Genomic DNA, 26,105 nt, shown 5'->3' with positions numbered 1-26,105 from the left:
AGCCTCGGCTCTAGAGATAGTTGATGAGGCTGATCTGCTGGAGCTGCGAGGTCAGCGCGAGCGCCGTCTTGATCTGGGTCTGCAGGGTGTTGACGCGGACCGAGGCCTCGGTCGGGTCGACCGCCTCCAGCTTGACGATCTGGTCGTTGAGGATGTCCTTCTGGATCTTCAGCTTCTCGGTCGCGCCGGTGACCCGTTGCTGGATCGAGCCGACGGTCCCGCCGAGCACGGCGAGATCGTTGATCGCGCCGCTGACCAGGCTGATGGCCTTGTCGACGACGACCTGAAACGTGTCCTTGCTCAGGCTCGTGTTCCCGAGATCAGTGAGCATGGTGTAGGCCTCGGCCAGCTTGCGGAAGCCGGGCTGGTTGGCGCTGACCGAGCTGTCGACAACCTCGGTCGTGGAGATGCGGCTCGACAGCGTCTGGTCCGTGGCCGACGACCAGTTGGCGTTCCAGGCCGGGCTCGCGAACTCGGGGTCGAGGGTGTTGTCGAGGAAATTCTGCATTTGCGCCGGAGTGATGGTGCTCACACCGGCCGCAGCCTGCGAGAAGCCGAACGTCGCCAGGAAGTCCGCATCGACCTGGTTCTTGCTGGCAGAGCCGGCCGTGTAGTTCGTGACCGGCACGGTCTGCGTATCGATTCCGCCGAACAGATACGACCCGTTGTAGGAAACGTTGAGCGCGCCGATGACGTCCTGAAGGTTCGCGGACGCGCTCGGCAGGATGATCTTCGCGCCGCTGTCGGCGTCGCGGGCCGCGATCAGGTTCTTGAGGAATTCCGACGCGGTCTTGCCGAGCTGCGTGATCCGGTTCTGGGTCACATCGAGGCGCCCCGAAACCAGCTCGTTGGTGTCGACGAGCTGGTCGGCGAAGTTGAAATCGGCGCGCAGCGCCACGTCGCGGCCCGTTCCCGTGCCGAGCTCGAGGCCGACATCGGCGAAACGGCCGGTGGTCGCCTCCTTCGAGGCCTTGGTCAGCGCGCTCTGGTTGTTCGTGATCGACGACCTCAACGATGAAGACAGCATCAGGGTCGAGATGTAGTTCGCGCTCATCATGACTTAATTCCCTACGGCAGCCAGCAGGCTCTGCAGCATCTCATCGACGGTGGAAATGATCTTCGACGACGCCGAATAGGTGCGCTCGACCTGGAGCATCAACGCCATCTCGTCGTCCATGTTGACGCCGCTGACGTTGGACAGCGCCGCGGTGCTGCGGTCGAGCAGCGTATTCTGATACTGGACGCTGTCGTCGGCGGTCTTGCGCTGGCTTTCGATCCAGCTCGCCGAGGAAGACGCAAACTCGATCACGCTGCCGCTCGGCTTGCCCTGAGCCGTGGCATCGAATGGCTGCGGCGCTTCCATCTTGTTGATGAGCTGCTGCAGCCGCGCCGAGAAGCCGGCATTGCCGGTCGTGTTGTAATTATAGGCGGCAACGCCGCTGATGGCGCCGTCGCGCAGCAGGTTCGGATTTCCGCCTACGGCCGGATCGACCGAGGCGGCGACCGAGATCCTCCCGGCGAGGCCCACCGAGATCGTCGCGCTCGCGGGCATCGCGGGCGCGCCGGGATAAGTGAACAGGCCGGGCCGGTCCGCCAGCGTTGGGACAGCCGACTGGTCGCTTTCCTTGAAGGCGTCGATCAGGCCGCGCGCGATCTCGTCGAGCTGGCTCTGATACGTGACCGTGTCCTTGTCGCGCAGCTGGGCCAAGCCGGCGAGCTTGCCGGACTTGAGCGGCATGACGGAATTGGCGCCGGTCACGGGAACGCCGTCGATGAAGACGGCATTGCCCGTGGTGCCGGCGGTATAGGCATTGGTCGGCGCAAAGCTCACGGCCCGCGCCGTCTTGTCGAACAGCACGACGCCGCTGTCGGTATAGAGCGCGGCATCTCCATTGGTCCGGATCGACATCGAGACGCCGACCTCCTGCGACAGCCTGGAGACGATGCTGTCGCGCTGGTCGAGATAGTCGGTGACGTCGTCGCCGGAGATCGTGCCCTTCACGATGGCGGTGTTGACCGTCTGGAACTGGGACAGCAGCTGGTTGATGTTGGCGACCGAATTCGCCATGTCGGCGTCGGCCCCCTCGCGGACCGACTGAACCGTCTTGGTGGCCTGGTTGAGCCCGGTCACCATGTCCTTGGCGGACGTCACGGCCGCCTGCGCCAGGGTCGCATTGTCGGTGGAGTTGGCGTATTGCTGCAACGCCTGCTTCAGCTTGTTGAGCTGGGCGGTCGGCGACTGCTCGAGCTCGGGATCGTCCACCGTCGCGGCCGCGATCTTCTGCAGGCCGTCATAGATCACGCTCTGCTTGGCCGACGACGAGGTCGCGGTCAGCACGTTCGAATAGAGGCCCGAACTGGCGGCGCGCTGGATCGCCGCGACGTAGACGCCGGTGCCGGGGAGGTTGTCCAGCACGGCGATCTTGCGCGAATAGCCGGTGGCGCTGGCACCGGCGATGTTGCGCGAGATCGTCGACGACTGGATGCCCGACGCCATGAGCGAGGCGCGAGCGGAGTCGAGAGCGGCGGTAAGGGACATGATCTGCTCTTGCCGGGGGTGAGCGCGGAAGAATTCAGCGCTTCAGGTTGACGACGACGTCGAGCAGGTCGGCGCCCGTCTGGAACGATTTCGAGTTGGCGGTGAAGCCGCGCTGCGCCTCGATCATCCCGGTGAGCTCGTCCGCGAGATCGACGTTGGAGTCCTCCAGCGCACCGGACTGGACCGTGCCGAGCCCGCCGGTGCCAGCATTCCCGGCCTGCGCATTGCCGGAATTCATGTTGGTCGAATAGACGTTGCCCGGCTCGGGCGTCAGATTGTCGGGGCTCGCGACGTCGGCGAGCATGATCGTGTAGAGCGTCAGCTGCTGCCCGTTCTTGAGGATCGCCGTCACATGGCCCGCCTCGTCGACATCGACCTTGTCGATCGCCGCGGGCACGCTGCCGTTGACGGTGGCCTTGAAGCTGAAGTCGGCTCCAACCTGCGTCATGTTCGACAGGTCCATGGTCATCGCCGCGCCGCCCGGGACCGTGAACGTAAGGCCCGTCGGGCTCGCCGCGGCCAGCGCGCCTTTGCCGGCCGCCGTGGTATCGAAAGTGAAGGTGGTGGCGGCGGCGAGCGAGGTGCCCGTCGCAGAGTTGTAGACCTGAACCTGCCAGGTATCCGAACCGGCCGCCGTCGCGGTGTGGGACATATAGACGTCGAGCGTAACGGCCTGACCGATATTGTTGTAGGCAACGATCGAGCTTTTCGACGAATATGACGCCGGGCCGGGCGGACCGGCAATGACGGCCGCCTTCGGATCGAGATTGCCGGTCGTCAGGGTGCCCGCAGTCGACGGCACCGGCACCTGCGAGACCTGGGCGATGTTCACGATCTGCATTCCAGCCAGGCTGTTCTGCGAGAAATTGGTCACGAGGCCAGGCTGGCCCAGAAGGTAGTAGCCGGCCGCATTGACCAGATTGCCCTGGCTATCAGGCACGAACGAGCCGGCGCGGGTCAAATATTGCTGCGTGTTGGTGGCGTTCGAGACCACGAAGAAGCCGTTGCCTTGCACGGCAAGGTCGGTGGAAGACGTCGTGAACTGCGTATGTCCGGCGTCGCTGATGGCGTAACGGACGGTCGTCTCGACGGCGCCGGAGTCGTAATTGCCAGAGCCGCTCTTCAGGATCAGCGAGGAGAATTCGGTCGAAGCCCGCTTGTAACCAGTGGTGTTGACGTTCGCGATGTTGTCCGAAACCGTCGACAGCTTGTTGGACTGCGCGCTCATACCGGAAACACCGGTGCGCATAACACCATACAGGCTCATGAAGTGGGCTCCTTTGGTAGGTTGCAGTTACAATGGGGGATCTTGCTTGCGCGGGGCTGATGGTTCGGAACCATGCACAACTTCACGTCGTCATGTCGTTTTCGGCTGACAGAACGAGCGTGCCTTGTCGGTCCAGGCGCCGAAACCGCTCGACACGAGGTGAGCCACGATGTGACAGACATAGCGCTTCTGCGCCGGCTGGTTGTTGGGGCCGGCATTGTAGCGAGCCACCGCCATGGTCCAGCTGCCCTCGCGCTGCTTCAGCTCTTTCAGGAAGCGCGCGGCATATTCGACGTTTTTCGCGGGATCGAACATCGCGCGCACCGAGACGAACTTGTCGCCGTGATAGTAATGGTTGATCTGCATGCAGCCGAGATCGATCAGCTTGATGCCCTTGCCTCGCATGGCCTGGAAATTTGCGATCGCATCATCCATGTCCCTGGCGAACACGGTCTGGCCGTCGGCGCCGAGGGCGTAAGGATGCAGCGCGCCGCGGCGGCCGGTCTCGGTGAGACCGACTGCGTAGAGAATGCCGAGCGGAATCCCATGCTGCTGGGCCGCGCGCGCCATCTCGCGCTCGCAGGGGCGCGCGGCGTCGGTGGCCGCGTCGGCGGCGCTCGCATTACAGATAAACAGGGCCGCGACGATTCGGCTGACCCACGTCCTGGTCATGACGCGTCTCCTGGCTGGGCTGGCGCTCCTGGCGGGCCTGCTTCGCGCCGCCATCGGATTGCCCCGACGACGAGCCTGCGCCACCGAACGCACCTTGCGACTGCGACGAGGGCTGTTGCTGGCCCGAGAGCTGCGGCTGCGACTGGCCGGAGCCGCTCTGGAATCCATCCAGCGAGCCGTGCTGCACGGGCGCGACGTCGGCGACATAACCCGCCGTCTGCATGAGATCGCGGATCTGGTCGCGCTGCTGATCCAGCATCTGGCTCGTGTCCTTGCGCGCGGCGGCAAGGTGGACGGACACTTCGGTGCCGACGAGACGAAGGCGCACGGTGACGTTGCCGAGCGCGGGCGGCTCGAGATTGATGGTCAGGATCTTGAGCGGCTGATCCGGCGCATTGGTCTGGGATGCTGCGGGATCGGGCGCTGCGGACCCCGCCGGGCCTGCGGAGTCCTTCAGTTCGGCGACGACCGCATTGGCGACTTGTTGCGGAGCGTTGAACTGCGCCGGGGGCAGATGGGTCTCCTGCTGGACCACGGTGACCTTGGTCGTCTCGGGCAACGCGTCGCGCGTCGAGACCTTGGCGGCGCGTTCGACATTGGCGGTGACCGCCTCGAAGCCTGATGTCGCGGGCATGGCTTTGGCGGAAGCCTCGCTGCCTGGCTGTGCGGCCGCGGCTTGCGATGCATCGCCTTGTGCACGCGCGCCGGTCGGAACGACAGCAGACGGCGCGGAATCCGCCGTCGTTGCCTTCGCGATGCCTGTGGCCGCAACTTCGCGCTTCGTCCCGGATGAGCGCTCGTCGCGCGCGGGCACGTCTTTCCTGTCGCCCGACTGCGACGGCATTTGCGGCTTCGCGGCCGATGCGGCAACGAGATCCTGTCCCACGATCGCGGGAGCGTTCGAGCGATTCGAACCGTCTGGCTTCGGATCATGGCCGACCGGGCTTTGCGTCTCCGAGGATTTGTCGGTCGTCTGGTCGCCGGCCTTGAGCAGGTCGGTCGCCTCGGTACGCTCGTCCGTCTCGTCCTTCGACTTGTCCTTGCCCGCGGGGTGGGCCAGACGCGTGCGCAACGCTCCGGCCTTCGCGGTCGTATCGCTGCCCTCATCGTTGAGTGCCTGCTTGGCGAGGTTCGAGACGGTGTGGAGCAGATCGTTGAACGACGAGCCCGCCTGCGATTTGGCTCCGGCGTTCTTTGCCGAACGCGACGTGCCGCGGATGTTGAGGCTCTCGGCGAGACCCGAGAAGAGCTGTCCGGAGGTTCCACTGAGCTTGGTCATGGGCGGCGGTCCCTGGTAAGGAGTTCGAGCTCGCCGAGCTGCTTCTGCGCGCGCGCGAGAGTCACGGTCGATGACGCCAGATCGAGACGTGCCGGCGTTGCCGGAGGCTTGTCGGCAGTAGCGGCGGATCCGCCCGGAAACGGCTTGCGAACATCGAGCGCGAGCTGCACCGTGGCATTCAGAAGGGGCACGTCGCGCTCGGGCAGCTTCGACCGGTCGAGTGCCTTCAGCTCGGCCAGACCGCCATCATACTCGTCGGTGAGCGCCCGCGCGGCGCCGCGGAAGAAATGCGCCCGCTCGCGATCCGCCGAGGCGTCGGCGCTGAGCGTCAGCGCCCGCTCGCCGGCAAGCCGCGTCACAGCCATCTGCCCGCGCACCATCGCCGCGCGCGCGATCACGAGATAGAGCTTGAGGCGGCTCGCGCGATCGATCTGCTCGAGCAGCGCTGCGATCCGCGCGAAGCGGCGATCGTCGAGCGCCAGACTCGATTGCGTCAGGCCCGAGGAGAAGCGCTGCCAGAAATCGCCGGCATAGATCGAGTTGCGGTAGTGGCGGATATAGGCCAGCGCCAGGAACTCGAACTTGTCGAAATCCTCCGCCTGCCCCACCAGCAGGATCTCGCGCCGCAACGCCGCCTCCTCCACCAGCGTACCGGGCAGGAGTAGGCGCGCGTCGTCCAGACGCTCGATCGCGAGCGATGCCTCGGAGCGCGCAAACAACGCGCCCTGGACCAGCGCGACCTGTCCGCCGAGGCCGGAGGACAGCGTCCGCGGCTTGACGTCCTTGAGCAACTCCCGCGCTTCCTCCTGACGGCCCTCGACATAGGCGAGCGCGCCGTTGAACAGCCGCTCGTCGACGTTCATTTTGTCGCGCGGCAGCTTGCGGACGATCTGCGGCGCGCCGCCGCTGAGCAGGTAGATGACCGCAGCCTGGCTGTTCTGCGCATTGCTCCACACGCCCGGATCGGCGGCGAGGAACTTCTCTCCGATCTGCCGGATCAGCGCGACGTGACTGCCATGCGCGGCGGTGTCACCGTTGGCGATGCTGTCCTGCACGGCCTGCAACGCGCGGACGAGCTCATAGGGCTCGCCCGGCTGGCGCGCGGATTGTGCGAGCGCGTTCGCTGCCGTGAACGGCAGGAGCAGCACGGCGGCGCAGAGGAGCGGCCTGATCAAGGGCGCTTCTCACGAATCAGGATCTCGATCCGGCGGTTCTGCGCGGCCGCCGGATCGTTCGGAAGCTTCGGCCGGCGGTCGGCATAGCCTTCGACATGCTCGATCCGCAGCGCGTCGACGCCGGAGCGAACCAGCATGTAATAGGCCATCTGCGCGCGGGCGGTCGACAGCCGCCAATTGTCGTAAGTCTCAGAACGATACGGTCGATTGTCGGTATGGCCGCGGACGATGATCATGCCCTGGCGCTTCGTCAGCAACGGCCCGATCTTGTCGATCACGCGGATCAGCTCGGGCCGCGGCTCGGCCGAGCCGACCGCGAACATGCCGAAGCTCGCATCGTCGGTCAGGCTGATCAGGAGGCCCTCCTCGACCTGACGCACCTCGGCCGCCGGCCCGGCGCCAGCCTTGATGTCCGAGAGCGCGTCGGCAATCGCGGCCTGAAGCTGCTTGACGGTCGGCTGCTGGGTTTGCGCCGCATCGCGCGGCTCGGACTCCTTCGTCGTATCGTTGGGACGCGCCTGCGCGGCGGCGTTGGCTTGAGCGCTCGCCTGAACGGTGGCCTGGGCGCTGCCCTCGCGCGGGGCCTGCGCCGGCGCGGGCCCCGGCGGCAACAACGGCGACAGGTTTGCGGACGACGCATCCGCGTTCGGCGCCAGGCTTCCGCCGGCATCGTCCGCCTTGGCACGACGCGGCTGCGGCTCGCCCTGATTTGTGCCTGAGGCACCGTCGCGCGCGGAAGCATTCGGCTTGGGCTCGCTCTCGATCATGCGATCGGCGTCCTTGGATGCTTGCGGCGCCAGCTTCCAATAGCCGGGGTCGAAGGGATCGCGGTAGGCGTCGCCGCCCTTGAGACCATCCTCTTCGGCGGACGTCAGCGCGCCGGCGCGTCGCTGTCCCGTGGACTGGTTCGCGCTGTTCGCGATTTCGGAAAGCGTCGCATAGGGATCACGGAACAGGACTTTCTCTTCATAGGAGGCCGGCTTCTCCGCCGTCGGCGAGTCGCCGCGACGTTCCTCGTTCGAGCCGGCCGGCTGACGCTTGCCGTCCTGACCTTCGAACGAGGTCGGCTCCTTCTTGGAAAGATTCTTCAGGCCCTTCGGCGCGGGGGCATTTTCCGCGAGCTGGATCGGATTGAAATAGCTCGCGACGACCTGCTTCTGATCCTGGTTGAGCGCGTTGAGCAGCCACATGACCAGGAAGAACGCCATCATCGCGGTCATGAAGTCCGCATAGGCGATCTTCCATACGCCGCCGTGATGCGCCTCCTCGGCGAAGGCGCTGCGCCGGCGGACGATCACGAGTTCATGCTTGACCTCTTCCATGACGGGCTACCGGCGTGCTTCCTTCAGGCGTTCGCTCCAGGCCGTGATCTGCGTCTCGATCACGGTCTGGTCGGCCACGACGCGAACCTCCAAGGTGTCGGCCGCCTCGTACTCGATGCCGGTGCGCCTGGACGCCTCGAGCTGCGTCTTCACGAGGTCGAGCAGCTCGCTCGGACCGGTGACCTTGAACGCCGGCACCGACGAGTTGCCGGTCAGCGCTGCGATCTGCTCGACCAGCGATCCGATCGCCTTGTCGCGGACCGCCTCGGTGAGGAACGGCAGTAATATCCGCGCCACGGAGCTTGCGATGTTGGTCTCGATCTCGCGGCAAGCCGTCTCGAAGCCGCTGACGATCGCGACCGCCTGCTGGTCGGACCATTTGGCGCGCTCTTCGCCGAGCCGGATCGCGCTGCGGACGCGCTCCTCGGCAAGCCTGGCGTCGCCTTCCGCGACGCCGGCCGCATGGCCGCGGCGGTAGGCGTCGTCCAGGACATTGGCCGGCGGGGCTTCCACCCTCGGTGCCGGAGACGGCGACTGCGGCAGTGGCTGCGAATGGGCCTGGGGCTGCGGCGAAGGCTCGCGCATGATCTCCTTCGGCCTCGTCAGCACGTCCTGGATCCTGGGCGGCGGAGGCGGCGGTGATTTGACCCGGCCGTTCGCGTCGAACTGCGTCAGGAATTTTCCGATTGCCGCGTTCATGCCGCCTCCTCGCGTCGCATCCAGTCTTTAAGGATCGCTGCGGCCTGCGCCTGGTCGAGCCGGACGATCTGCTCCAGTCGCTTCTGCGGCGTTCGCTGCATCTTGCCTTCGAGATCTTCGACGAGATTGAGCTCGGGGTCCTGACTCTCGGCCAGTGCAAGGGCCGCAGCAGCCTCGATCTCAGCGGCCTCGGCCGCCTCCACCTGCTCCTGCTCCGCGCGATGGGTCAGAATGCCGTTGACCGCCGGCCGCAGGCCGAACCAGACCAGCATCGACGCAACGGCCAGGATCGTCACCGCGTTGATGACGCTGCCGAGCTGCTTGTTGATCATCTCGACGAAGCTGATCGGCGGCACCGGCGCCAGCTCGCGCGAGCCCTCGATGAAGTCGACGGCCGTCACCTGGATCTGGTCGCCGCGCTGCTTGTCCAATCCGCCGGCCGTCGCGGCGAGCTGGCTGATCTCGGCGAGCTTGCTGTCGACGATGGCCTGGTTGCTCTTGTCGCCGAGATCGGCGACCAGCCGCGCCCGATTGACCAGGACGGCGATGAAGAGCTTCTTCACCGCATAGCCGTCGCTCACCGTCGTCGTGGTCTTGGACGAGACCTCGAAGTTGGTGACGTCCTCGCGGCGGGTCTTGTCTTCGCTGGAGTTCTTGCCGCCGCCGGCGTTGACCTGCTGATCGGGAAGGTTCTGCTGCACCGTGGTCGGCGTCGAACGGTCGGCGTTCTGCGAAGATTCCTTCTCGCGCACGTTCCGCACCGAACGCTCGGCCCGGCTCTCCGGATCGTAGACGGTCTCGTTGATCTGCCGCTTGTCTGTGGAGAGCTGCGGCGCGACGCTGACCTCGAAATTGTCGAGGCCCAGATAGGGCGTCAGCGCCTTGCGGATGTTCTCCTGCACCATGCCGCCGACCGTCTTCTGCAGGCTCGCCATCTTGGTCGGGGCGGCGCTCGCCTCGTCCTCTTCGGCGAGCAGCATCGAACCGTCGGCGTCCAGCACCGTCACCTTGTCGCGGTTCATGCCTGGAATGGCGGCGGCGACGAGATGGCGGATCGACTGCGCCGTGCGGGCCTCGATCGCGCCGTCGGTGCGCAGCACGACCGATGCGGATGGCGGCTGCTGCGTCGCGCGAAACGAGCCGCGCACCGGCAGCACGATATGCACCCGCGCCGCCTTGACGCCCTTCATCAACTGCACCGTGCGCGCGATCTCGCCTTCCAGCGCCCGGAGCTTGGTGACCTCCTGCATGAACGAGGTCAGGCCGAGCGAGCCGATCTTGTCGAACAGCTCGTAGCCGGAATTGGCGCTGGTCGGCAGCCCCTTCTCGGCCAGCAGCATCCGCGCCTGCATGGTCTGGCTCGGGCGCACCGAGAGCGCGTCGCCGGCCGTATTGACGTCGAAGGTGATGTTCTGCTCGCGCAGCGCGGCGCCCATGCGCGTCACGTCTTCGCGGGTGAGGCCGGTATAGAGCGTCTCGAATTCAGGCCGGCTCAGATAGTACGCGCCGCCGACGACGGTCACGAGAACGGCAAAACCGATCAGGCCCAGGGCCATCAGGCGTCGCGGCCCAAGCTCCAGCAGATTGTTGAGCAGTTGCTGTACCTGCGCACGACTGAGCATATGACCTCGTACCAATGCGGACGTACGGGACACTCCGCTGCCAACCTTGTCTGAAGGTTGCGCGAGGACACGAATGTGTCAGTTCGCAGGCGAGGCGTTGCAATTTTACAAGAAGGCCTATTTTACAAGAAGGCCTATTTTACAAGAAGCCCTGGCGACGCAATCCGGTCGGCGGCAATGCACGCCGGGACGCACGGCCGCACGATCGGCCGCGGCGTGTCGCATGAAATTCAACGTCGGGAGATCGATTGCGGACGTCTTGTGCCGCCACGTCCGCCGGTCACGGCGGGGACCGTGCTCCCTGAGGGAGCACGGTCGTTTTCGAAAGCGCCGCTTAGCCGCGGAACAGCGACAGGATGCTCTGGCTGTTCTGGTTGGCGATCGAGAGCGCCTGAACGCCGAGCTGCTGCTGGGTCTGCAGCGCCTGGAGCCGGGTCGATTCCGCGTTCATGTCGGCGTCGACGAGCTGGCCGATACCACGATCCACCGAGTCCATCAGCGACTTCACGAACTCAGTGTTGTTCGAGATGCGGTTCTTGATGGCACCGAGGTTGGCGGCGGACTGGCTGACCGTGTTGATCGCGGTGGTGACCTGCGCGATGTAGCCGTCGAGGATGGTCTGGTCGGCCGTCGAGTCGGTCAGCGCACCGATGCCGATGGTGTTGACCGACGCGCTGCCGGTCACCGTGTCCAGGATGCCGCCAGTGGTCGCGGTGTAGAGCGAGTAGTTGGCGACCGTCACCGTGATGGTGTTGATCGTCGGCGTGCCGCCGACGCGCGAGAACGACGACACCAGGTTGACGGTGGTCGGCGTAGACGCGTTGGTGCTCAGCCAGTTGACGCCGTTGAACGTCGCCGCGTTGGCCACGTTCTTCATGTCCTGCTGGATCTGGGTGATTTCAGCCTGGATCTTGGTGCGGTCGATACCGGCGGTCTTGGCTTCGACCAGCAGCGCCTGGAGCTTGGTCAGGCCGGAGTTCTGGTCGCCGATGACCTTGTTCAGAGCGGTGTATTCGGTGTCGACCGTCGCAGCCGACAGACCGAGCGAGTCGGAGACGGCCGAGAGCGCGGCGTTGTCGGCGCGCATCGAGGTCGCGATCGACCAATAGGCCGAGTTGTCCGAAGCGGTCGAGACGCGCTGGCCGGTGGAGATCCGGTTTTCGGTGGTCTGGAGGCTGGCGCTGACATTCCGGAGGGTCTGGAGCGCAGTCATTGCGGCGGAGTTGGTAAGCAGGCTGGAAGCCATCTTCGATGTCCCTTTGAAAACAGAATGGATGGGGACATACCGGGCTTGCACCGGTACGACAGGGCGGCATCATGCCTTTGGGCTGCGGAAATGCGCGTAAACCCAATCCGTCGTAGCGGCCAGACTAGCCAGCGAAGCTTGTGCGGGGCTTGTGGCGCTGTGCCCCCGCTGCAACAGGGCAGCCGAAATCGCGGTGCGCGCGTCAGGCAAACGAAAGGGCCGCGCTTCGCAAGAAGCGCGGCCCTCCCGAGATCGTCGAAGGCTTAGCGGAACAGCGACAGGATGCTCTGACTGTTGTTGTTGGCGATCGAGAGCGCCTGAACGCCGAGCTGCTGCTGGACCTGGAGGGCCGCCAGGCGGGTGGACTCCTGGTTCATGTCGGCGTCGACGAGCTGGCCGATACCGCGATCCACCGAGTCCATCAGCGACTTCACGAACTCCGAGTTGTTCGAGATACGGTTCTTGATGGCGCCGAGGTTGGCGGCGCCCGAAGACACCGTGCCGATCGCTGCGGTGACCTTCGCGATGTAACCATCGAGAATGGTCTGGTCAGCAGCCGAGTCGGTCAGCGCACCGATGTTGAGGCTGTCGACCGACGCGCTGCCGCTCACCGTGTCGAGGATGCCGCCCGTGCTCGAGGTGTAGAGCGAGTAGTTGGCGACGGTCACCGTGATCGAGCTGGTGGTCGGCGTGGAGCCGACACGCGAGAACGACGACACGAGATTGACGGTCGTCGGCGTGGAGGCGTTGGTGCTCAGCCAGTTGACGCCGTTGAAGGTCGCCGCGCTGGCGACGTTCTTCATGTCCTGCTGAATCTGGGTGATTTCCGACTGGATCTTGCTGCGATCGATACCGGCGGTCTTGGCTTCGACCAGCAGCGACTGCAGCTTGGTCAGGCCGGAGTTGCTGTCGCCGAGGACCTTGTTCAGAGCGGTGTACTCGGTGTCGACGGTCGCGGCCGACAGACCGAGCGAGTCGGAGACGGCGGAGAGCGCGGCGTTGTCGGCGCGCATCGAGGTCGCGATCGACCAGTAGGCGGCGTTGTCCGCGGCGGTAGCCACGCGCTGGCCGGTGGAGATCCGGCTCTGCGTGGTGGAGAGTTGCGAGCTGACAGACCGCAAGGTCTGGAGCGCGGTCATGGCGGACGAGTTCGTGAGCAGGCTTGACATTGAGAATGTCCCTTTATGTACGCGTTACATTTTCATCAGGGGACATACCGGACTTGCACCGGTACGGAGGGGCGGCATCATGCCTTTGGACTGATGTGGGTGAGGTCCAACCCGCCGTGACGCCTTGCTAACACGTCGAATCTTGCCGGCGGATTAAGATCGGCTTGAATTCTTCAGCAATATCAGATGGTTAATATTACCCAACGCTAACCATAGCGCGGTACTTTTCGCTAACCATGACGGGGCGCCAGGCGATCGCGGCGGTTACGAGAACGAGCGCACCAGTCCGGAGGCGAGCAGATTCCAGCCGTCGATCAGCACGAAGAACAGCATCTTGAACGGCAGCGCCAGGATCGTCGGCGGCATCATCATCATGCCCATCGACATCGTCAGCGTCGCCACGATCATGTCGATGACGAGGAACGGCAGGATGATGAGAAATCCGATCTCGAACGAACGCCTCAGCTCGGAGATCATGAAGGCCGGAATGATGACGCGCAAATCGACGCGCTTGTCGTCGAACTTCTTGCGAAAGCTCTCGGCGGCGAGCGACTCGAAGGTCTGCAGATCCTTGTCGCGGACATGGGCCAGCATGAACTCGCGGAACGGATCGGTGATCTTCAGATAGGCCTGCTCTTCCGAGATTTCGTTCTTCATCAGCGGCTGGACGCCGGTCTCCCAGGCGCGATCGAAGGTCGGCGCCATCACGTAGAAGGTCATGAACAGCGCGAGGCTGATCAGCACCAGGTTGGCCGGCGTGGTCTGCAGGCCGAGCCCGGCGCGCAGGAACGACAGCGCCACCGCAAATCGCGTGAAGCTCGTCACCATGATGAGCAGTCCCGGCGCCACCGACAGCACCGTGATCAGCGCCATCAGCTGGATGATCCGGCCGCTGGTCGAGCCGTTTCCGGGTGGCAGCAGCGAGTTGAGGTCCGGTATCTGGGCGAGCGCCACTTCGGGCAGCACGACCAGAACCAACGCGAGCAGCAGGATTTTCACTCTCACTGAATCACCAGGGTCTCAATGATCAATTCGCGCACCTTGCCCGACGAACGGATACTGGCGCGCTCGGTCAGGTCGTCGCGCAGATGCTGAAGCCCGCGCGATCCCTCGAATTGCGTCACCGTCGCCGACCGCAGATAGGTGACGATGTCCTCGCTGATGTGGGCGGCCAGGATGCCGGCATCCTCGTCGCTCATGCTCTCGGTCACCATGGAGGCTTCGATGCGGGCCCAGTTGTTGGCCGGCGCGGCGAGATTGGTCACGATCGGGGACAACTTCCTGAGCCGCGCGCTGCCGGCGTAGCTCGAGGCAAGCGGCGGCGGCGTGGCGGTCTTCTTCGCGTCGGCGACACGCTCGGCGGCCGCGAACAGATGCAGCCCGGCCAGCGCGCCCGCACCGATCGCGACAAGGGTCAGCGCCACGATGGCCGCAATCAGGCGCATCACGTCCCCTGCCCTCGCGACGCGGCCAGACCGGCGCGGACTTCAGAATGGTGCCACGGCGTCATAGATCCGATGTCCCCATCCAGGCTGCTGCACGTCGGACAGATTCCCGCGACCGCCATAGGACACGCGGGCCTCGGCGATCTTCTCGTAGGAGATCGTGTTGGTGCGCGAGATGTCGCGCGGCCGCACGATGCCGCCGACGTTGAGCACGCGCATCTCCGTATTGACGCGAAACTCCTGCGAGCCGCTGATCATCATATTGCCGTTCGGCAACACGTCGGTGACGATGGCCGCGATCGAGAGCTTGATATCCTCGGTGCGATCGATCTGGCCGTTGCCCTTGATCTGCGTGTTGGTGCTGAGATTGGCGTTGGTCGATCCCTTGTCGCTCCACCCTGCGACGTCCATCAGCCAATCGAGGCCGAACTTGACCTGCGAGTCGCGCGAGCGGCCGGTCTTGTTGTCGAGCTTGGCCTTGTCCTGCATCGAGATGATCACCGTCACGACGTCGCCGGTGCGCCGGGCGCGGGGATCGCGGTAGAGATCGGTGCCGTCGTCCCAGGTCGAGCGATAGCTGACCGGCGTGCGCATGCGCGGCGTCACCGGAATCGGATCGGCCTGGGTCCGGAGGCCGCTGCCGACCGGCGACATTTGCGGGCCGGTCAGGACCTCGGACGGATCATGGAAGCATCCGGCCAAGGGCACGGACGCCAGCATGAGCGAGAGGATGAGGATCGGCTTCTTCATCTATTTGGTCTTTCCGTCATCCACGCGACGCATTCCGCCAAGCAGGTCGGCCAGGTGCGCCGCGCGTGCCGTATCCATCTCGTTGAAGATCGCGCTCGAGTTCCTCGGGCTGAGCTTGGCGAGCACGGCGGCGGCGGTCTCGTCCGCCATGCCGGCAATCTGGGTCGCCGCAGCTTCGGGCTTCATGCGCGAATAGATCTCGACGACGCTGGCTTCGGCCTTCTTCAGGAAGTCGTCGCGTAGCGCCATCCACTTCTCGTATTCGACCCGCTTGGCCTCGACCTCGGCGATCCGCTCGCGGAGCAGGCTCTCGGCCTTCTCCAGCTCCTTGAGCTGCCAGGCCAGCCTTGCATCGACGGCGGGATCGGCGACGTTGCTGCAGAACAGGGCGACTTCGTTGTCCGCGGATACCGCGGCCTGTGGCGGCGCAGGTTTCGGCGGTGCCGTGACGCTGCCGGGCTTGGCCGGACGTGCCGGTGCAACGGCAGGTGCGGCCGCTGGCGCCTCGGAAGCGGGAACCGCGCCAGTGGTCGCAGGTCCCTGGTCTTCGGCCGCCCAGGCCGTCGCCCGGATCGACGCATTGTCGCCTGGCACCGCCGTGACCGGCTGCGGCTTCTGCGGGCCGGGGGCGCGGGCGCGCGCGAAGGAGAGCAGATTGAGCGGCTTCGTCGGCTTGGCCTCGTCCAGGGCCAGCACGGGCGACGCGCCCGCGAACACTGAGGCCGCGACCAGCAGGAGGAGTTTGGCTTTGTGATCCAGCTTCAGCATCGGGCCGCGTGCGATTCTCGGTCGAGACACGAGCATTGAGCGACCAAGCTTGCACGACGCTTGCGCCTCATTGGACGATGACATCGGCCTGGAGCGCACCAGCCGTCTTGATCGCCTGCAGGATCGCGATGATGCCCGACGGCTTCAGGCCGATCTGGTTCAGCCCGCGCACCAGGCGCTGCAGATCGACCCCGCTGAGGATCGCCACCTGCGATCCGGCCTCGTTGGCCTCGACCACGGTCTGCGGGACCACCACGGTCTGCCCTCGCGAGAACGGCGCCGGCTGCGACACCACGGGCATCTCCGTGACACGAACGGTCAGATTGCCGTGCGTCACGGCAACGGTCGATATCCGCACGTCGCGCCCGATCACGACAGTGCCTGTGCGCTCGTTGATCACCACCCGTGCAGGCGTATCAGGCTCGACCGTCAGTTCGCCGATCTCGGCGAGGAAGCGGACAGGGCCGATGTGGCGCGGCTTCGACAGCACGATGGTGCGGTAGTCGCGCTCGAAGGCGATCTGCGCGCGGTAGCGTCCGCCGGCGTAGCGGTTGATGGCGTCCAGGATGCGTGTTGCGGTGACGAAGTCGGGGTTCTTCAGCTGCAGCACCAGGAACTCCATCTCGTGGAGACTTCCCTGCACCTCGCGCTCGACCAGCGCACCGTTCGGGATGCGCCCGGCCGTCGGCGTACCCTGACTGACGTTCTGCGCCTGGCCTCCGACGCTGTAGCCGGCCACCGTGATCGCGCCCTGCGCCACTGCATAGACGGCACCGTCCGCCGCGCGCAGCGATGTCATGACCAGCGTACCGCCGAGCAGCGACGTCGCATCGCCGAGCGACGACACGGTCACGTCCATGCGCTCGCCGGGCCCGATCGAGGGCGACAGGTCCGCAGTCACCATCACGGCGGCGACGTTGCGCGTGCGCAGCGTCGTCGGACGGGTCGGATTGTTGGTGCTCGTGGTCTCGTTCCTGACGTTGATGCCCATGTTCTCGAGCATCGATTGCAGGGACTGCTCCGTGAACGGAGCGTTGCGAAGCGTGTCGCCGGTGCCGTTCAGGCCGATGACGAGGCCGTAGCCGACGATCTGGTTTTCGCGCAGACCCTTGATGTCCGCGATGTCTTTGATGCGGACGGCGGCATGGGCGCTGGCGGCCGAAAGCAGCAGGACGAGCGCAAGCAGGATTCTGGTCATGACCCGTCCACGACCTTCACGGTGCCGTCCGGCTGGACCACGCCCCTGATGATCACCCCGGTATCCGTATTGCGCACCGGGATGAGCGCGCCGGACGCACCCGACTGCATCGCCGAGCCGTAAGTGACGATGGACAGGCCGCTGTCTTCCACCACGACCTTGACCATGGCGCCGCGGGCGACGGTCCAGGGGTCTTCCACCGAGTTGGTTGGAATGGGCTGGCCCGGCAACAGCGCGCGCCGCGCCATGCGGCCGACCAGGACTTGGCGCCCGTCGACGAACATGGCAACGCCGAGCAGGCTCGGCGCGAAGGCGCGCTCGGTGATCATGTCGTCCCGGATCAGCTCGCCGGCGCGGATCGCAACCGCCGGCACGGGAAGGCGCTTCTCCTCGGCCATTGCGAGGCGCGCCGAAGCCAGAACCAGCAGCACGGCGGCCAACCCGCGCACGATCAGGCCCACCCTGTTCAACATCGAGACACCGGAACTAGCGCATGCCCTTCGATACTGTCTGGGCCATTTCGTCCGAGGCCTGGATGACCTTGGCATTCATTTCGTAGGCGCGCTGCGCCGAGATCAACTCGGTGATCTCCTTGACCGGATCGACGTTCGAAGCTTCGAGCCACTTCTGATTGATCTTGCCGTATCCGGAATCGCCCGGCAAGCCGACGACCGGCGTGCCCGACGCCGTGGTCTCCTTGTAGAGATTGCTGCCCAGCGGCTCGAGGCCCGCCTCGTTGGCGAAGTTGGCGAGGTTGAGCTGGCCGATCTGGCGCGGGTTCACCTCGGAATCCAGCTTGGCAAAGACCTGGCCGGTCTGGTTGACCGTGACCTCGACCGTTCCCTGCGGCACCGTGATCGCGGGGTCCAGCAGATAGCCGTCGATGGTGACGAGTTGGCCGTTGGCATTGGTGTTGAACGAGCCCGCGCGGGTGTATTGCACCTCGTTGTTCGGACCGAGCACCTGAAACCAGCCGCGACCGTTGATCGCCATATCGTAGGGGTTGCCGGTCTGCGTCAGCGCGCCCTGAATGTGCAGCTTGCGGATCGCCGCCGACTTGACGCCGAGACCGAGATTGGCGCCTTCCGGAATCGGCGAGGAGCCGTTGACGTTCGCGACGCCCTGCATGCGGTCCATCTGGTAGAACAGATCGGTGAACTCGGCGCGCGCACGCTTGTACGACGTCGAATTGATGTTGGCGATATTGTTCGCGATGACTTCGATATTGGTCTGCTGGGCGTTCATGCCCGTGGCCGCAATGGCAAGCGATTTCACAGCTTCATTCCCTTAGATCAAATCGACATCCGGACGACTTCTTGGTAGGCTTGCACGACCTTGTCGCGAACCGCGACCGCCGTCTGCAAGGCCTGCTCGGCCGACATCAGCGCCTCCACGACCTTGCGCGTGGATTCCTTGCCCTGCATCGCCGAGATCGACGCCGCTTCGCCTGCCTTGAGCGTCCCGATCGCGTCGGTCGTCACCTGCTTCATCACCGATTCGAATCCGACATCGTCGGTGGACTGAATGGCGGTCGGAGCCGCCGGCGCGATGGCCTGCGCCTCGGTCGCACGGCTCGCCGCTTGCCCGGCGGAAATCGCAGTGGATGAAATTGCCTCAAGCATTGTCAGCTCCTCAAGAGGTCGATGGTCATGCCGAGCATCGACCTCACCTGTTTCACGACCTGGAGATTGGCTTCATAGGACCGGTTGACTTCCCGCATGTCGGCCATCTCGATCATCATGTTGACGTTCGGCAGCTTGACGTAGCCGGCCTTGTCGGCAGCGGGATGTCCCGGGTCGTACTCCACGCGGTACGGCGTGGTGTCGACCCCGATCTCCTTGACCTTCGCCAGCTGCGAGCCCGAGGCACGATCCATCGCAGCATCGAAGGTGATCGTCTTGCGCTGATAGGGATCGGCGCCGGCGGTACGCCCCGTCGAGGTCGCGTTCGCCAAATTCTCCGAGACGATGCGCATACGCGTCGACTGCGCTTCGAGCCCGGAGCTCGCGACCGTCAATGACGCTTGAAGTGAGTCCAGCATCTCAATTCACCTCAGCTCTTCGCGCTCGACAGCAGCATGCGGTGAAACGACCGCACGACTGCCGAATTCATCGAGTAATCGCGACTGACGTCGCTGCCCTTGATCATTTCCTGTTCGAGACTGACGGAGTTGCCGGAGTGAACCACTTCCCAGCTGTCCTTCTTCGCGGTCGCCCGCGTGTCGGTCTCGGCCGCGGCCAGCTGCATGTGCGACGGCGACGTCGTGGCAAGCCTCACCGGCATGCCGTCGAGCACCTTGTTGAAGGGCTCGACGTCGCGCGCCTTGAAACCGGGCGTGTTGGCGTTGGCGACGTTGGTGGCGATGGTCGACTGGCGGAGCTCGAGGTACCGCGCCTGCGACGATGCGAGTTCGAAGAGATAAAGCGGTCCCACGACAGCCCCGTTCTGGTCCATTCGGGAGAAGCCTAGGGCGTTAAGCTTTCGTCAAGCTGTTGGGCCGGACGTCGTCCTCTGAATTCTACTGGACCTTCTCGGTCCGCGACGCCTGCTTCGACTGGAGGAAGTAGATGATCTCGGCGACGGGGCGGAAGAATTCCGCCGGGATCACCTGATCGACCTGCACCGCCTCGTAGAGTGCGCGCGCCAGCGCCTTGTTCTCGATCACTGGAATCCGGTTCTGCTCGGCGACCTCGCGGATCTTCAGCGCGATCACGTCCATGCCCTTGGCCACCACGAGCGGCGCCGGATTTTCCTCGCGCTTGTAGCGCAACGCGATCGCGAAGTGCGTCGGGTTCGCGATCACCAGCGTCGCGCGCGATGCGGATGCGATCATCCGCTGCCGCGAGCGGTCGCGCGCCAGCGAGCGCAGGCGCGCCTTGATCAGCGGATCGCCTTCCGCCTGCTTGTGCTCGTCCTTGATCTCCTGCTTGGTCATGCGCAGCTGGCGCCGCCAGTGGAAGCGCGCCCAGGCGAGATCGATCGCCACCAGGACGATGGTTGCGATGCAGATCGCCGAGACGATCCGCATCGCGATGTTGAGAATCATCTCCGGCAGCGCAACCGGATCGGTGTACATCGCCTCGAACGCCTTCGCCTCCGACGCGCGCAGCACGAAGGCGACCACGGAGGTCACCGCGGCCAGCTTGAACAGCGACTTGGCGAACTCGACCAGTCCCTGCGTTCCGAACAGACGGCTCCAGCCGCTGATCGGAGAGATCCGCGACAGGTCAGGCTTGATGCGCTCCAGCACCAGGCGCGGCGCGTTCTGCAGCAGCGAGGCGGCGAGCCCGAACGCGCCGAGGGTGACGACCAGCGGCACCAGGAAGCGCAGCGCCTCGAGGCCGACCACGGTGAGCAGGTTCTGCGCGTCCGCGCCGGTCGAGAGCGGGAAGCCTTCGGGATCGTCCAGGAGGTTCTTCAACGTCGGCGTCAATTGCTGCACGCCCTGGCCGATCAGGAACGCCTGAATGACCATCAGCGCGGCCATCGAGGCGAAAATAGAGGCCTCCCGAGAGACCGGGATCTTGCCCTGTTCGAGCGCATCACGGACTTTCTTCTCGGTCGGCTCTTCTGTCTTGCTCTCCTGATCGGATGATTCTGCCATGCCCGTTCAGCGGTCAGCGGAAGACCAGCTCATCCTCCTGATCGGGGTTGAGCTCGATTTCGCCCTTCTCCGCGAGGTCGAGCGCCAGGTCGGTGATGACGCGACGCGCCTCCAGCACGTCGCGCTGGTTCGACGGCTCGCCGATGGCGAGCTCATGCTCGACGACGCGGCGGACGCGCGAGGCAACCGCGGACAGGATCAGTTCGCGGAAATGCTTGTCGGTGCCCTTCAGCGCGACGACGATACGATCGGTCGGCACCTGGTCGAAGATCATGGTGCGCGCCTTCGGCGCCAGGTTGATGACGTCGTCGAAGGTGAACAGCAGCTCCTTCAGCACTTCGGCCGATTTCGGCCGCTTCTCCGACAGGCTCTTCAGCATGTCCTCGATATGTCCGCGCTCCATCTTGTTGATGATGTCGGCGACGCGGGCGTAGGTGTCGGCGCCGAGATTGCGGGCGAAGTTCAGCGTCAGATCCTCGTGCAGCGTCTTCTCGAGCACCCTCATGGCGTCGTCGGCGATCGGCTTGAGGCTGAGCACGCGCCGCATCAGCTCGTTGCGCAGGCTCGATGGCAGCTGGCTCATGACCTTGGCGGCGCAGGCCGGCTTGACCTTGGACAGGATCAGCGCCGCGGTCTGCGGATGCTCCTTGGACAGGTAGCTCGCAAGCGAGTTTTCGGACACGGACGAGACGCGGTCCCATACCGAGCGGCTCGAATTGCCGAGCAGGTCCGTCATGATCGCCGAGACCTGGTCGGCCGGAAGCACGTCGCCAAGCACGGCTTCCAGGCCACCGATGGTGCCGAGAATGTTGGCGCCCATCGAGAACTGCTGGGCGAACTCCTCGACGATCCCCTCGAGCTCCTGCGCCGTGATCGGCCGCAGCTCGGCCGCGGCCTTGGTGACGACGCGGATTTCCTGCGGCTCGAACTGCGAGAGCACGCTCGCGGCCGCCTGCCGGCCCATGGCCAGGAGCAGCGCCGCGACCTTTTCCGTACCGCCCAGCGTGGCAACGCCTCGCTGCTTGACGGGAGCGATGCCGACCTGTGCCGCCATGGTCAGCTGTCACCCTGCCCCAGCGGCCCGACGATCTCCGTCAGCGAGACACCGAAGCGGGAATTGTCCTCTTCGACGACGACCACCTCGCCGCGGGCGACGATGCGGCCGTTGACGACGACGTCGACGGGCTCGCCGACCCGATGATCGAGCGGAACCACCGCGCCACGCCCGAGCTTCATCAGGTTCGCCACCGGAATGGTCGCCGATCCCAGCACCACCTGCATGGTGACCGGAATGCGCAGGATCGCATCGACATTGGCGAACTTGCCGCTCTCCTCCGCCGTGCGCGCGGCGATCTCCGCGAGCCGCTCCAGCGGAGTCGTGTCGGTATGCCCCTCGTCGGCGGCAGGTGCTCGCGTGGCAGAGTCATAGTCGAAGGATTGCGCCATCTGGTATCGCCTCTTGGTATTTCCGCTCCCGGAGCGCCCTGGCGTTCCGCTCGTATTGGTTCAGCCGGCTTCGGCTTCAGTGCTTGTTCACCTCAGTGCCGCCTGCAGTCGCAGCCGGCGCGAGCCCGCTCCTCGCATCGAGTGCTGCGATCGCCTCGTGGGCCTGATCGATCTTGGTGGTCAGCACGTTGGCGAGCCGTCCGAGATTGGCGGTGGAATCATGCGCCGCGGTGATGACAGTGTCGAAGGCGCCCGCGGTCTCGTGGACGATGGTGGAGAATTCGCCCTGGTAGCTGCGCAGCCGCGCCAGCTCGCGGTGCATCCGGGTCACCCGCATGCTGGTGAAGGCGAGCGCGATCAGCAGCACGGCATCAACGAGATAGGATATCATCGACGAACTCCCGTTTCTGATCGACGGGATCGGCCACCTGCATGGCGTAATAGCCATCGAGCTGGCCGATCTGACACCAGAACAGCACCTGGTTGTTGCTCTCGAGGCGCGCCAGCGTGCGCGGCGTGGCCTCCAGCTCCAGCACCTGCCCCACCTTGAATTTCACGACGTCCTCGAGCGAGATCATCTTCTCGTCGAGCACCGCACTCAGCGTCACTTCGGTCCGGTGGACCTCGCTCTCCATCTGCTCGCGCCAGCGCGGATCGGTCGCGCGGCCGTCGCTGACGACGACGTGAGCGAGCTTCTGCCGCAGCGGGTTGAGCGCGGAGTGCGGAATGATCAGGAACATCTGGCCGCCGCGGTAGAGCGCCTGCACCATCATGTTCGCGCAGATCGACATGTTGCTGGCGCGCCCGATCGCCAGCGAGGCCATCGCCGTCTCGACCCGCTCGACGCGGAAGGTGACGTTCGACGTGCCGGCGAAGGCGCTCTGCAGCGCCTTGGCGAACCGCTCGAACAGCGCCTGGACCAGGCGGATCTCGATGTTCGAGAAAGTGCGTTCGACATCGAGCGGCGGTTCCGCGCCGTCGGATCCGAACATCGCCTCGACCATCGTAAACACGAAGTCGCGGTCCAGCATGATGATGACGCGCGAGTCCCACTGCTCGGCATAGAGCACCGCCGCGACCGCGTTGCCCTCGTAGTCCTTGATGATGTCGCCGAGAGGATCGTTGGTGATGCCGTTGACCGAGAAATAGCAGGGCGTTCCCGCCATCGGCTGCAGGCTGTCGGTACACGATGCCGCCATGCGATCGAAGATCACATTGAGCATCGGCATACGTTCGATCGATATGCCGGCCGCGTCCAGCAGGTAGTTCGGCAGCTGCTTGCGCTGATCGACCTCGACGTCTTCCATCATCATGCGCGGGCGGCCTTGGGTTCGGGCTCGGTGACGACGGCCTTGGGACCTGCGATCGTCTCGTTCTCGACGACGTCGATCGACGGCCGCTCGGTGCTCGCGATCATCTTGCGGCCGTGCTCGACGGCGATCTGCGGCATGGCGCCGTTCATGAACGCCAGCAGCGTCTGCTTGACGATGATGTAGGGCCGGCACTTCTTCTCGCGCGTCATCTTGATCTTGATCGCGAAGGGCGAAAGGACGCCGTAGGACAGGAAGATGCCGGCGAAGGTGCCGACCAGGGCCGCACCGATGAAGCCGCCGAGCAGCTTCGGCGACTGGTCGAGCGCGCCCATGGCCTTGATGACGCCGAGCACGGCGGCGACGATGCCCAGCGCCGGCAGCGCCTCGGACACCGTCACCAGCGCATGATAGGGCGCCAGCTTGCTCTTCACGATGGTGTGGATCTCCTCGTCCATCAGCGCCTCGATCTCGTGCGTGCGCGCGTTGCCCATGATGATGAGGCGGACGTAGTCGCAGATGAACTGGAGCAGCGAGGGATCCCCGAGCACGCTCGGAAACGCCTTGAAGATCTCGGAGGACGCGGGATCGTCGATATGGGCCTCGACCTCGTTGCGGCCCTTGCCCCTGAGCTCGCGCATCAGGGCGTGGAGCGCGCCGAGCAGATCAAGGTAGTAGCGCTGGCCGGGCACCGCGCCGGTGATGGCCTGCATGCAGGCAACCCCGGTATCCACCACCGTCTTCCACGGATTGGCGACGATGAAGGTGCCGACCGCGGTCCCCATGATGATCACGAACTCCCACGGCTGCATGAGCACGGCCAGATGCCCGCCCATGGCGGCAAATCCGCCGAGCAGCGCCGCTACCGTGATGAAAATCCCCACGAAACTGCCCAACGCGCCGCTCCATCGCCAATCCCACCGGGAATATCTAGTCGGCGAGCCTTGCGCGAAGCTGGCTTCCCGCCTCGCCAGCCCCGCGCAAGCAATCGGCGGCAGCTTGGGGCGGCGTCGCAACAGCGGCCAGAGGGGCGCGTGTCATGCTATCCACCATCGCGGACTACACCAGACTGACCAAGGACATGGGCAAGTCGCTGACGCAGGTCGCGACGCAGCCGGATGTCAGCCGCGAGACCGACTATTACCTGAGCCATATCGGCAACGTGAAGACGATCGACGACTTCCTGAAGGACTATCGCCTCTACTCCTACGCGATGAAGGCCTTTGGCCTCAGCGACATGACCTACGCCAAGGCGTTCATGCGCAAGGTGCTGACGGAGGGTGTCGGCAACAAGAACACCTTCGCCAACAAGCTGACCGACACCCGCTACCGGGAATTCGCCACCGCCTTCAATTTCGCCGCCCTCGGCAGCAACGCGACGAAGACCACCCAGGCCACGACCGGGACGGCGACCCATTATGTCACGCAGACGATGGAGCAGAAGGCCGGCGACCAGAACGAGGGCCTGCGGCTCGCGCTCTATTTCACCCGCAAGGCGTCCACGATCACGACCGCCTACCAGGTGCTGGCGGACAAGGCGCTGACGCAGGTGGTTCAGACCGCGCTGGGCCTGCCCTCGACGATCAGCGCGGCCGACATCGACGCCCAGGCCAAGATGATCACAAACAGGGTCAAGCTCACCGATTTCCAGGACCCGGCCAAGGTCACCAAATTCGTGCAGCGCTTTGCGGCGATGTGGGATGCGACCCAGGCCCAGAGCGACAATTCGACCAATCCCGCGCTGGTCCTGATCGGCGGCGCCAGCTCGGCCAGCATGGATATCGACATGCTCTCGAAACTTCAGTCCCTCCGGTTCGGAAAGTAGATCATGCAATCGGCCCTCTATGTGGGATTGTCGGCCCAGGTCGCTCTCGAAAAGCGCCTCCAGACGATCGCCAACAACGTCGCCAACGTCAACACGGCGGCATTCCGCACCGACGTGGTGAAGTTCGAGACCGTGCTGTCCAAGGCGGGCGCGAACCCGGTCGCCTTCTCCTCGCCAGGCGACAACATCATCTCGCGCGAGCAAGGCAACATCACCGAGAGCGGCAACCCTCTCGACGTCGCCGTGGTCGGCCAGGGCTGGATCGCCTTCGCAGGTCCCAACGGCACGGTCTATACCCGCGACGGCCGGCTCCAGATCGCCGCCAACGGCGATCTTCAGACCGTGAGCGGCTTTCCCGTCGTCGATTCCGGCGGCGCGCAGATCACGCTGGACCCGAACGGCGGACCGATCTCGATCTCGCGCGGCGGTGCGATCACCCAGGACAACAACGAGATCGGCACCATCGGCCTGTTCAACATCCCCGCTGACGCCAATCTCGAGCGCTACGGCAATTCCGGCGTGACGCCGGACCGGCCCGCGAGCGCCATCGCCGATTTCTCCCGCGACGGCTTCAAGCAAGGCTATGTCGAGGGCTCCGGCGCCAACCCGATGATGGAATTGACCAAGCTGATCGCAGCCTCGCGTGCCTTCGACGGCACCAATTCGATGATCGAGGGCACCGAGAGCTCGCTGCAGAACGCCATCCGGACGCTGGGCGAACCCGGCAAGTAGACCGCGCCCCGTGCGCATTGAGATTGAGGTTGGACGG

Annotated in this window: 29 protein-coding genes; 2 read left to right on the top strand and 27 right to left on the bottom strand. The window is 65.0% G+C overall.

Annotation, left to right across the window (positions count from 1 at the left end):
• Positions 1 to 10: 10 nt before the first annotated feature.
• From GDN70_RS09665 to motA, 27 genes are all read right to left on the bottom strand, one after another.
• Positions 11 to 1,057, bottom strand: coding sequence for a flagellar hook-associated family protein (locus GDN70_RS09665; RefSeq protein WP_038950149.1), 1,047 nt, complete (start codon positions 1,055 to 1,057; stop codon positions 11 to 13).
• A gap of 3 nt (positions 1,058 to 1,060) precedes the next feature.
• Positions 1,061 to 2,539, bottom strand: coding sequence for a flagellar hook-associated protein FlgK (gene flgK / locus GDN70_RS09660; RefSeq protein WP_095425968.1), 1,479 nt, complete (start codon positions 2,537 to 2,539; stop codon positions 1,061 to 1,063).
• A gap of 34 nt (positions 2,540 to 2,573) precedes the next feature.
• Positions 2,574 to 3,806 (bottom strand): flagellar hook protein FlgE, encoded by a 1,233-nt coding sequence (locus GDN70_RS09655; protein WP_152102436.1) that lies wholly within the window; start codon positions 3,804 to 3,806, stop codon positions 2,574 to 2,576.
• Positions 3,807 to 3,896: 90 nt separating this feature from the next.
• The gene (locus GDN70_RS09650; RefSeq protein WP_152102435.1) at positions 3,897 to 4,478 is read right to left on the bottom strand and encodes a transglycosylase SLT domain-containing protein; all 582 of its coding nucleotides are present in this window, start codon (positions 4,476 to 4,478) and stop codon (positions 3,897 to 3,899) included.
• The gene (locus GDN70_RS09645) at positions 4,429 to 5,757 is read right to left on the bottom strand and encodes a flagellar hook-length control protein FliK (protein ID WP_152102434.1); all 1,329 of its coding nucleotides are present in this window, start codon (positions 5,755 to 5,757) and stop codon (positions 4,429 to 4,431) included. Before GDN70_RS09645 ends, GDN70_RS09650 begins: the two co-directional genes overlap by 50 nt.
• Complete coding sequence (locus tag GDN70_RS09640) at positions 5,754 to 6,932, bottom strand: chemotaxis protein (RefSeq protein ID WP_152102433.1); 1,179 nt, start codon at positions 6,930 to 6,932, stop codon at positions 5,754 to 5,756. The genes GDN70_RS09645 and GDN70_RS09640 overlap by 4 nt, the downstream gene beginning before the upstream one ends.
• Positions 6,929 to 8,254 carry a MotB family protein gene (locus tag GDN70_RS09635; RefSeq protein WP_028145734.1) on the bottom strand — a complete coding sequence of 442 codons (1,326 nt, stop codon included), beginning with the start codon at positions 8,252 to 8,254 and terminating at the stop codon, positions 6,929 to 6,931. The genes GDN70_RS09640 and GDN70_RS09635 overlap by 4 nt, the downstream gene beginning before the upstream one ends.
• Before the next feature lie 6 nt (positions 8,255 to 8,260).
• Positions 8,261 to 8,953: a hypothetical protein gene (locus GDN70_RS09630; protein WP_152102432.1), complete on the bottom strand. Its 693-nt coding sequence runs from the start codon at positions 8,951 to 8,953 to the stop codon at positions 8,261 to 8,263.
• Positions 8,950 to 10,575, bottom strand: a complete 1,626-nt coding sequence (fliF, locus tag GDN70_RS09625; RefSeq protein WP_038950157.1) for a flagellar basal-body MS-ring/collar protein FliF — start codon at positions 10,573 to 10,575, stop codon at positions 8,950 to 8,952. The genes GDN70_RS09630 and fliF overlap by 4 nt, the downstream gene beginning before the upstream one ends.
• Positions 10,576 to 10,909: 334 nt before the next feature.
• Positions 10,910 to 11,821 carry a flagellin gene (locus GDN70_RS09620; RefSeq protein ID WP_028145736.1) on the bottom strand — a complete coding sequence of 304 codons (912 nt, stop codon included), beginning with the start codon at positions 11,819 to 11,821 and terminating at the stop codon, positions 10,910 to 10,912.
• 263 nt (positions 11,822 to 12,084) lie between these two features.
• Entirely contained in the window at positions 12,085 to 12,990 is a 906-nt protein-coding gene (locus GDN70_RS09615; protein WP_028145737.1) for a flagellin, read from the bottom strand.
• A gap of 264 nt (positions 12,991 to 13,254) precedes the next feature.
• Positions 13,255 to 13,995, bottom strand: coding sequence for a flagellar type III secretion system pore protein FliP (gene fliP, locus GDN70_RS09610; protein ID WP_018318447.1), 741 nt, complete (start codon positions 13,993 to 13,995; stop codon positions 13,255 to 13,257).
• Entirely contained in the window at positions 13,992 to 14,435 is a 444-nt protein-coding gene (locus GDN70_RS09605; RefSeq protein WP_028145738.1) for a flagellar basal body-associated FliL family protein, read from the bottom strand. The genes fliP and GDN70_RS09605 overlap by 4 nt, the downstream gene beginning before the upstream one ends.
• A gap of 42 nt (positions 14,436 to 14,477) precedes the next feature.
• The gene (gene flgH, locus GDN70_RS09600) at positions 14,478 to 15,185 is read right to left on the bottom strand and encodes a flagellar basal body L-ring protein FlgH (protein WP_028145739.1); all 708 of its coding nucleotides are present in this window, start codon (positions 15,183 to 15,185) and stop codon (positions 14,478 to 14,480) included.
• A complete protein-coding gene (locus GDN70_RS09595) occupies positions 15,186 to 15,953 on the bottom strand; it encodes a MotE family protein (protein ID WP_028145740.1) in 768 nt (255 codons plus the stop codon).
• Positions 15,954 to 16,020: 67 nt separating this feature from the next.
• Positions 16,021 to 17,151, bottom strand: coding sequence for a flagellar basal body P-ring protein FlgI (gene flgI, locus GDN70_RS09590; RefSeq protein WP_028145741.1), 1,131 nt, complete (start codon positions 17,149 to 17,151; stop codon positions 16,021 to 16,023).
• Positions 17,148 to 17,624: a flagellar basal body P-ring formation chaperone FlgA gene (gene flgA, locus GDN70_RS09585; protein ID WP_038974583.1), complete on the bottom strand. Its 477-nt coding sequence runs from the start codon at positions 17,622 to 17,624 to the stop codon at positions 17,148 to 17,150. Before flgA ends, flgI begins: the two co-directional genes overlap by 4 nt.
• A gap of 13 nt (positions 17,625 to 17,637) precedes the next feature.
• Complete coding sequence (gene flgG / locus GDN70_RS09580) at positions 17,638 to 18,426, bottom strand: flagellar basal-body rod protein FlgG (protein WP_028145743.1); 789 nt, start codon at positions 18,424 to 18,426, stop codon at positions 17,638 to 17,640.
• A gap of 17 nt (positions 18,427 to 18,443) precedes the next feature.
• Positions 18,444 to 18,773, bottom strand: a complete 330-nt coding sequence (locus tag GDN70_RS09575) for a flagellar hook-basal body complex protein FliE (RefSeq protein ID WP_028145744.1) — start codon at positions 18,771 to 18,773, stop codon at positions 18,444 to 18,446.
• Between the two features lie 2 nt (positions 18,774 to 18,775).
• A complete protein-coding gene (gene flgC, locus GDN70_RS09570; protein ID WP_028145745.1) occupies positions 18,776 to 19,192 on the bottom strand; it encodes a flagellar basal body rod protein FlgC in 417 nt (138 codons plus the stop codon).
• Between the two features lie 11 nt (positions 19,193 to 19,203).
• Entirely contained in the window at positions 19,204 to 19,605 is a 402-nt protein-coding gene (gene flgB / locus GDN70_RS09565) for a flagellar basal body rod protein FlgB (RefSeq protein ID WP_038950165.1), read from the bottom strand.
• Between the two features lie 64 nt (positions 19,606 to 19,669).
• Positions 19,670 to 20,755 (bottom strand): flagellar biosynthesis protein FlhB, encoded by a 1,086-nt coding sequence (gene flhB, locus GDN70_RS09560; protein ID WP_038970828.1) that lies wholly within the window; start codon positions 20,753 to 20,755, stop codon positions 19,670 to 19,672.
• A 13-nt stretch (positions 20,756 to 20,768) separates the two neighbouring features.
• Complete coding sequence (locus GDN70_RS09555; RefSeq protein ID WP_028145748.1) at positions 20,769 to 21,809, bottom strand: flagellar motor switch protein FliG; 1,041 nt, start codon at positions 21,807 to 21,809, stop codon at positions 20,769 to 20,771.
• 2 nt (positions 21,810 to 21,811) lie between these two features.
• The gene (gene fliN / locus GDN70_RS09550) at positions 21,812 to 22,201 is read right to left on the bottom strand and encodes a flagellar motor switch protein FliN (RefSeq protein WP_018318435.1); all 390 of its coding nucleotides are present in this window, start codon (positions 22,199 to 22,201) and stop codon (positions 21,812 to 21,814) included.
• Positions 22,202 to 22,277: 76 nt separating this feature from the next.
• Complete coding sequence (locus GDN70_RS09545; protein ID WP_028145749.1) at positions 22,278 to 22,592, bottom strand: hypothetical protein; 315 nt, start codon at positions 22,590 to 22,592, stop codon at positions 22,278 to 22,280.
• Positions 22,573 to 23,514 (bottom strand): flagellar motor switch protein FliM, encoded by a 942-nt coding sequence (locus GDN70_RS09540; protein ID WP_028145750.1) that lies wholly within the window; start codon positions 23,512 to 23,514, stop codon positions 22,573 to 22,575. Before GDN70_RS09540 ends, GDN70_RS09545 begins: the two co-directional genes overlap by 20 nt.
• Positions 23,511 to 24,407, bottom strand: a complete 897-nt coding sequence (gene motA, locus GDN70_RS09535; RefSeq protein WP_028145751.1) for a flagellar motor stator protein MotA — start codon at positions 24,405 to 24,407, stop codon at positions 23,511 to 23,513. The genes GDN70_RS09540 and motA overlap by 4 nt, the downstream gene beginning before the upstream one ends.
• A gap of 143 nt (positions 24,408 to 24,550) precedes the next feature.
• On the opposite strand from motA, the gene GDN70_RS09530 reads away from it, so the two are divergent.
• Together GDN70_RS09530 and flgF are read left to right on the top strand one after the other, a co-directional pair.
• Entirely contained in the window at positions 24,551 to 25,336 is a 786-nt protein-coding gene (locus tag GDN70_RS09530) for a DUF1217 domain-containing protein (protein ID WP_028145752.1), read from the top strand.
• Positions 25,337 to 25,339: 3 nt separating this feature from the next.
• Positions 25,340 to 26,068: a flagellar basal-body rod protein FlgF gene (flgF, locus tag GDN70_RS09525; RefSeq protein WP_028145753.1), complete on the top strand. Its 729-nt coding sequence runs from the start codon at positions 25,340 to 25,342 to the stop codon at positions 26,066 to 26,068.
• Positions 26,069 to 26,105 lie beyond the last annotated feature (37 nt).

Origin of the sequence: Bradyrhizobium sp. TM102, assembly GCF_009176685.1 — a bacterium.
GTDB lineage: Bacteria > Pseudomonadota > Alphaproteobacteria > Rhizobiales > Xanthobacteraceae > Bradyrhizobium > Bradyrhizobium ottawaense.
The sequence above is the reverse complement of the archived record's forward strand: the minus strand, read 5'-3'. Positions and strand labels throughout refer to the sequence as shown.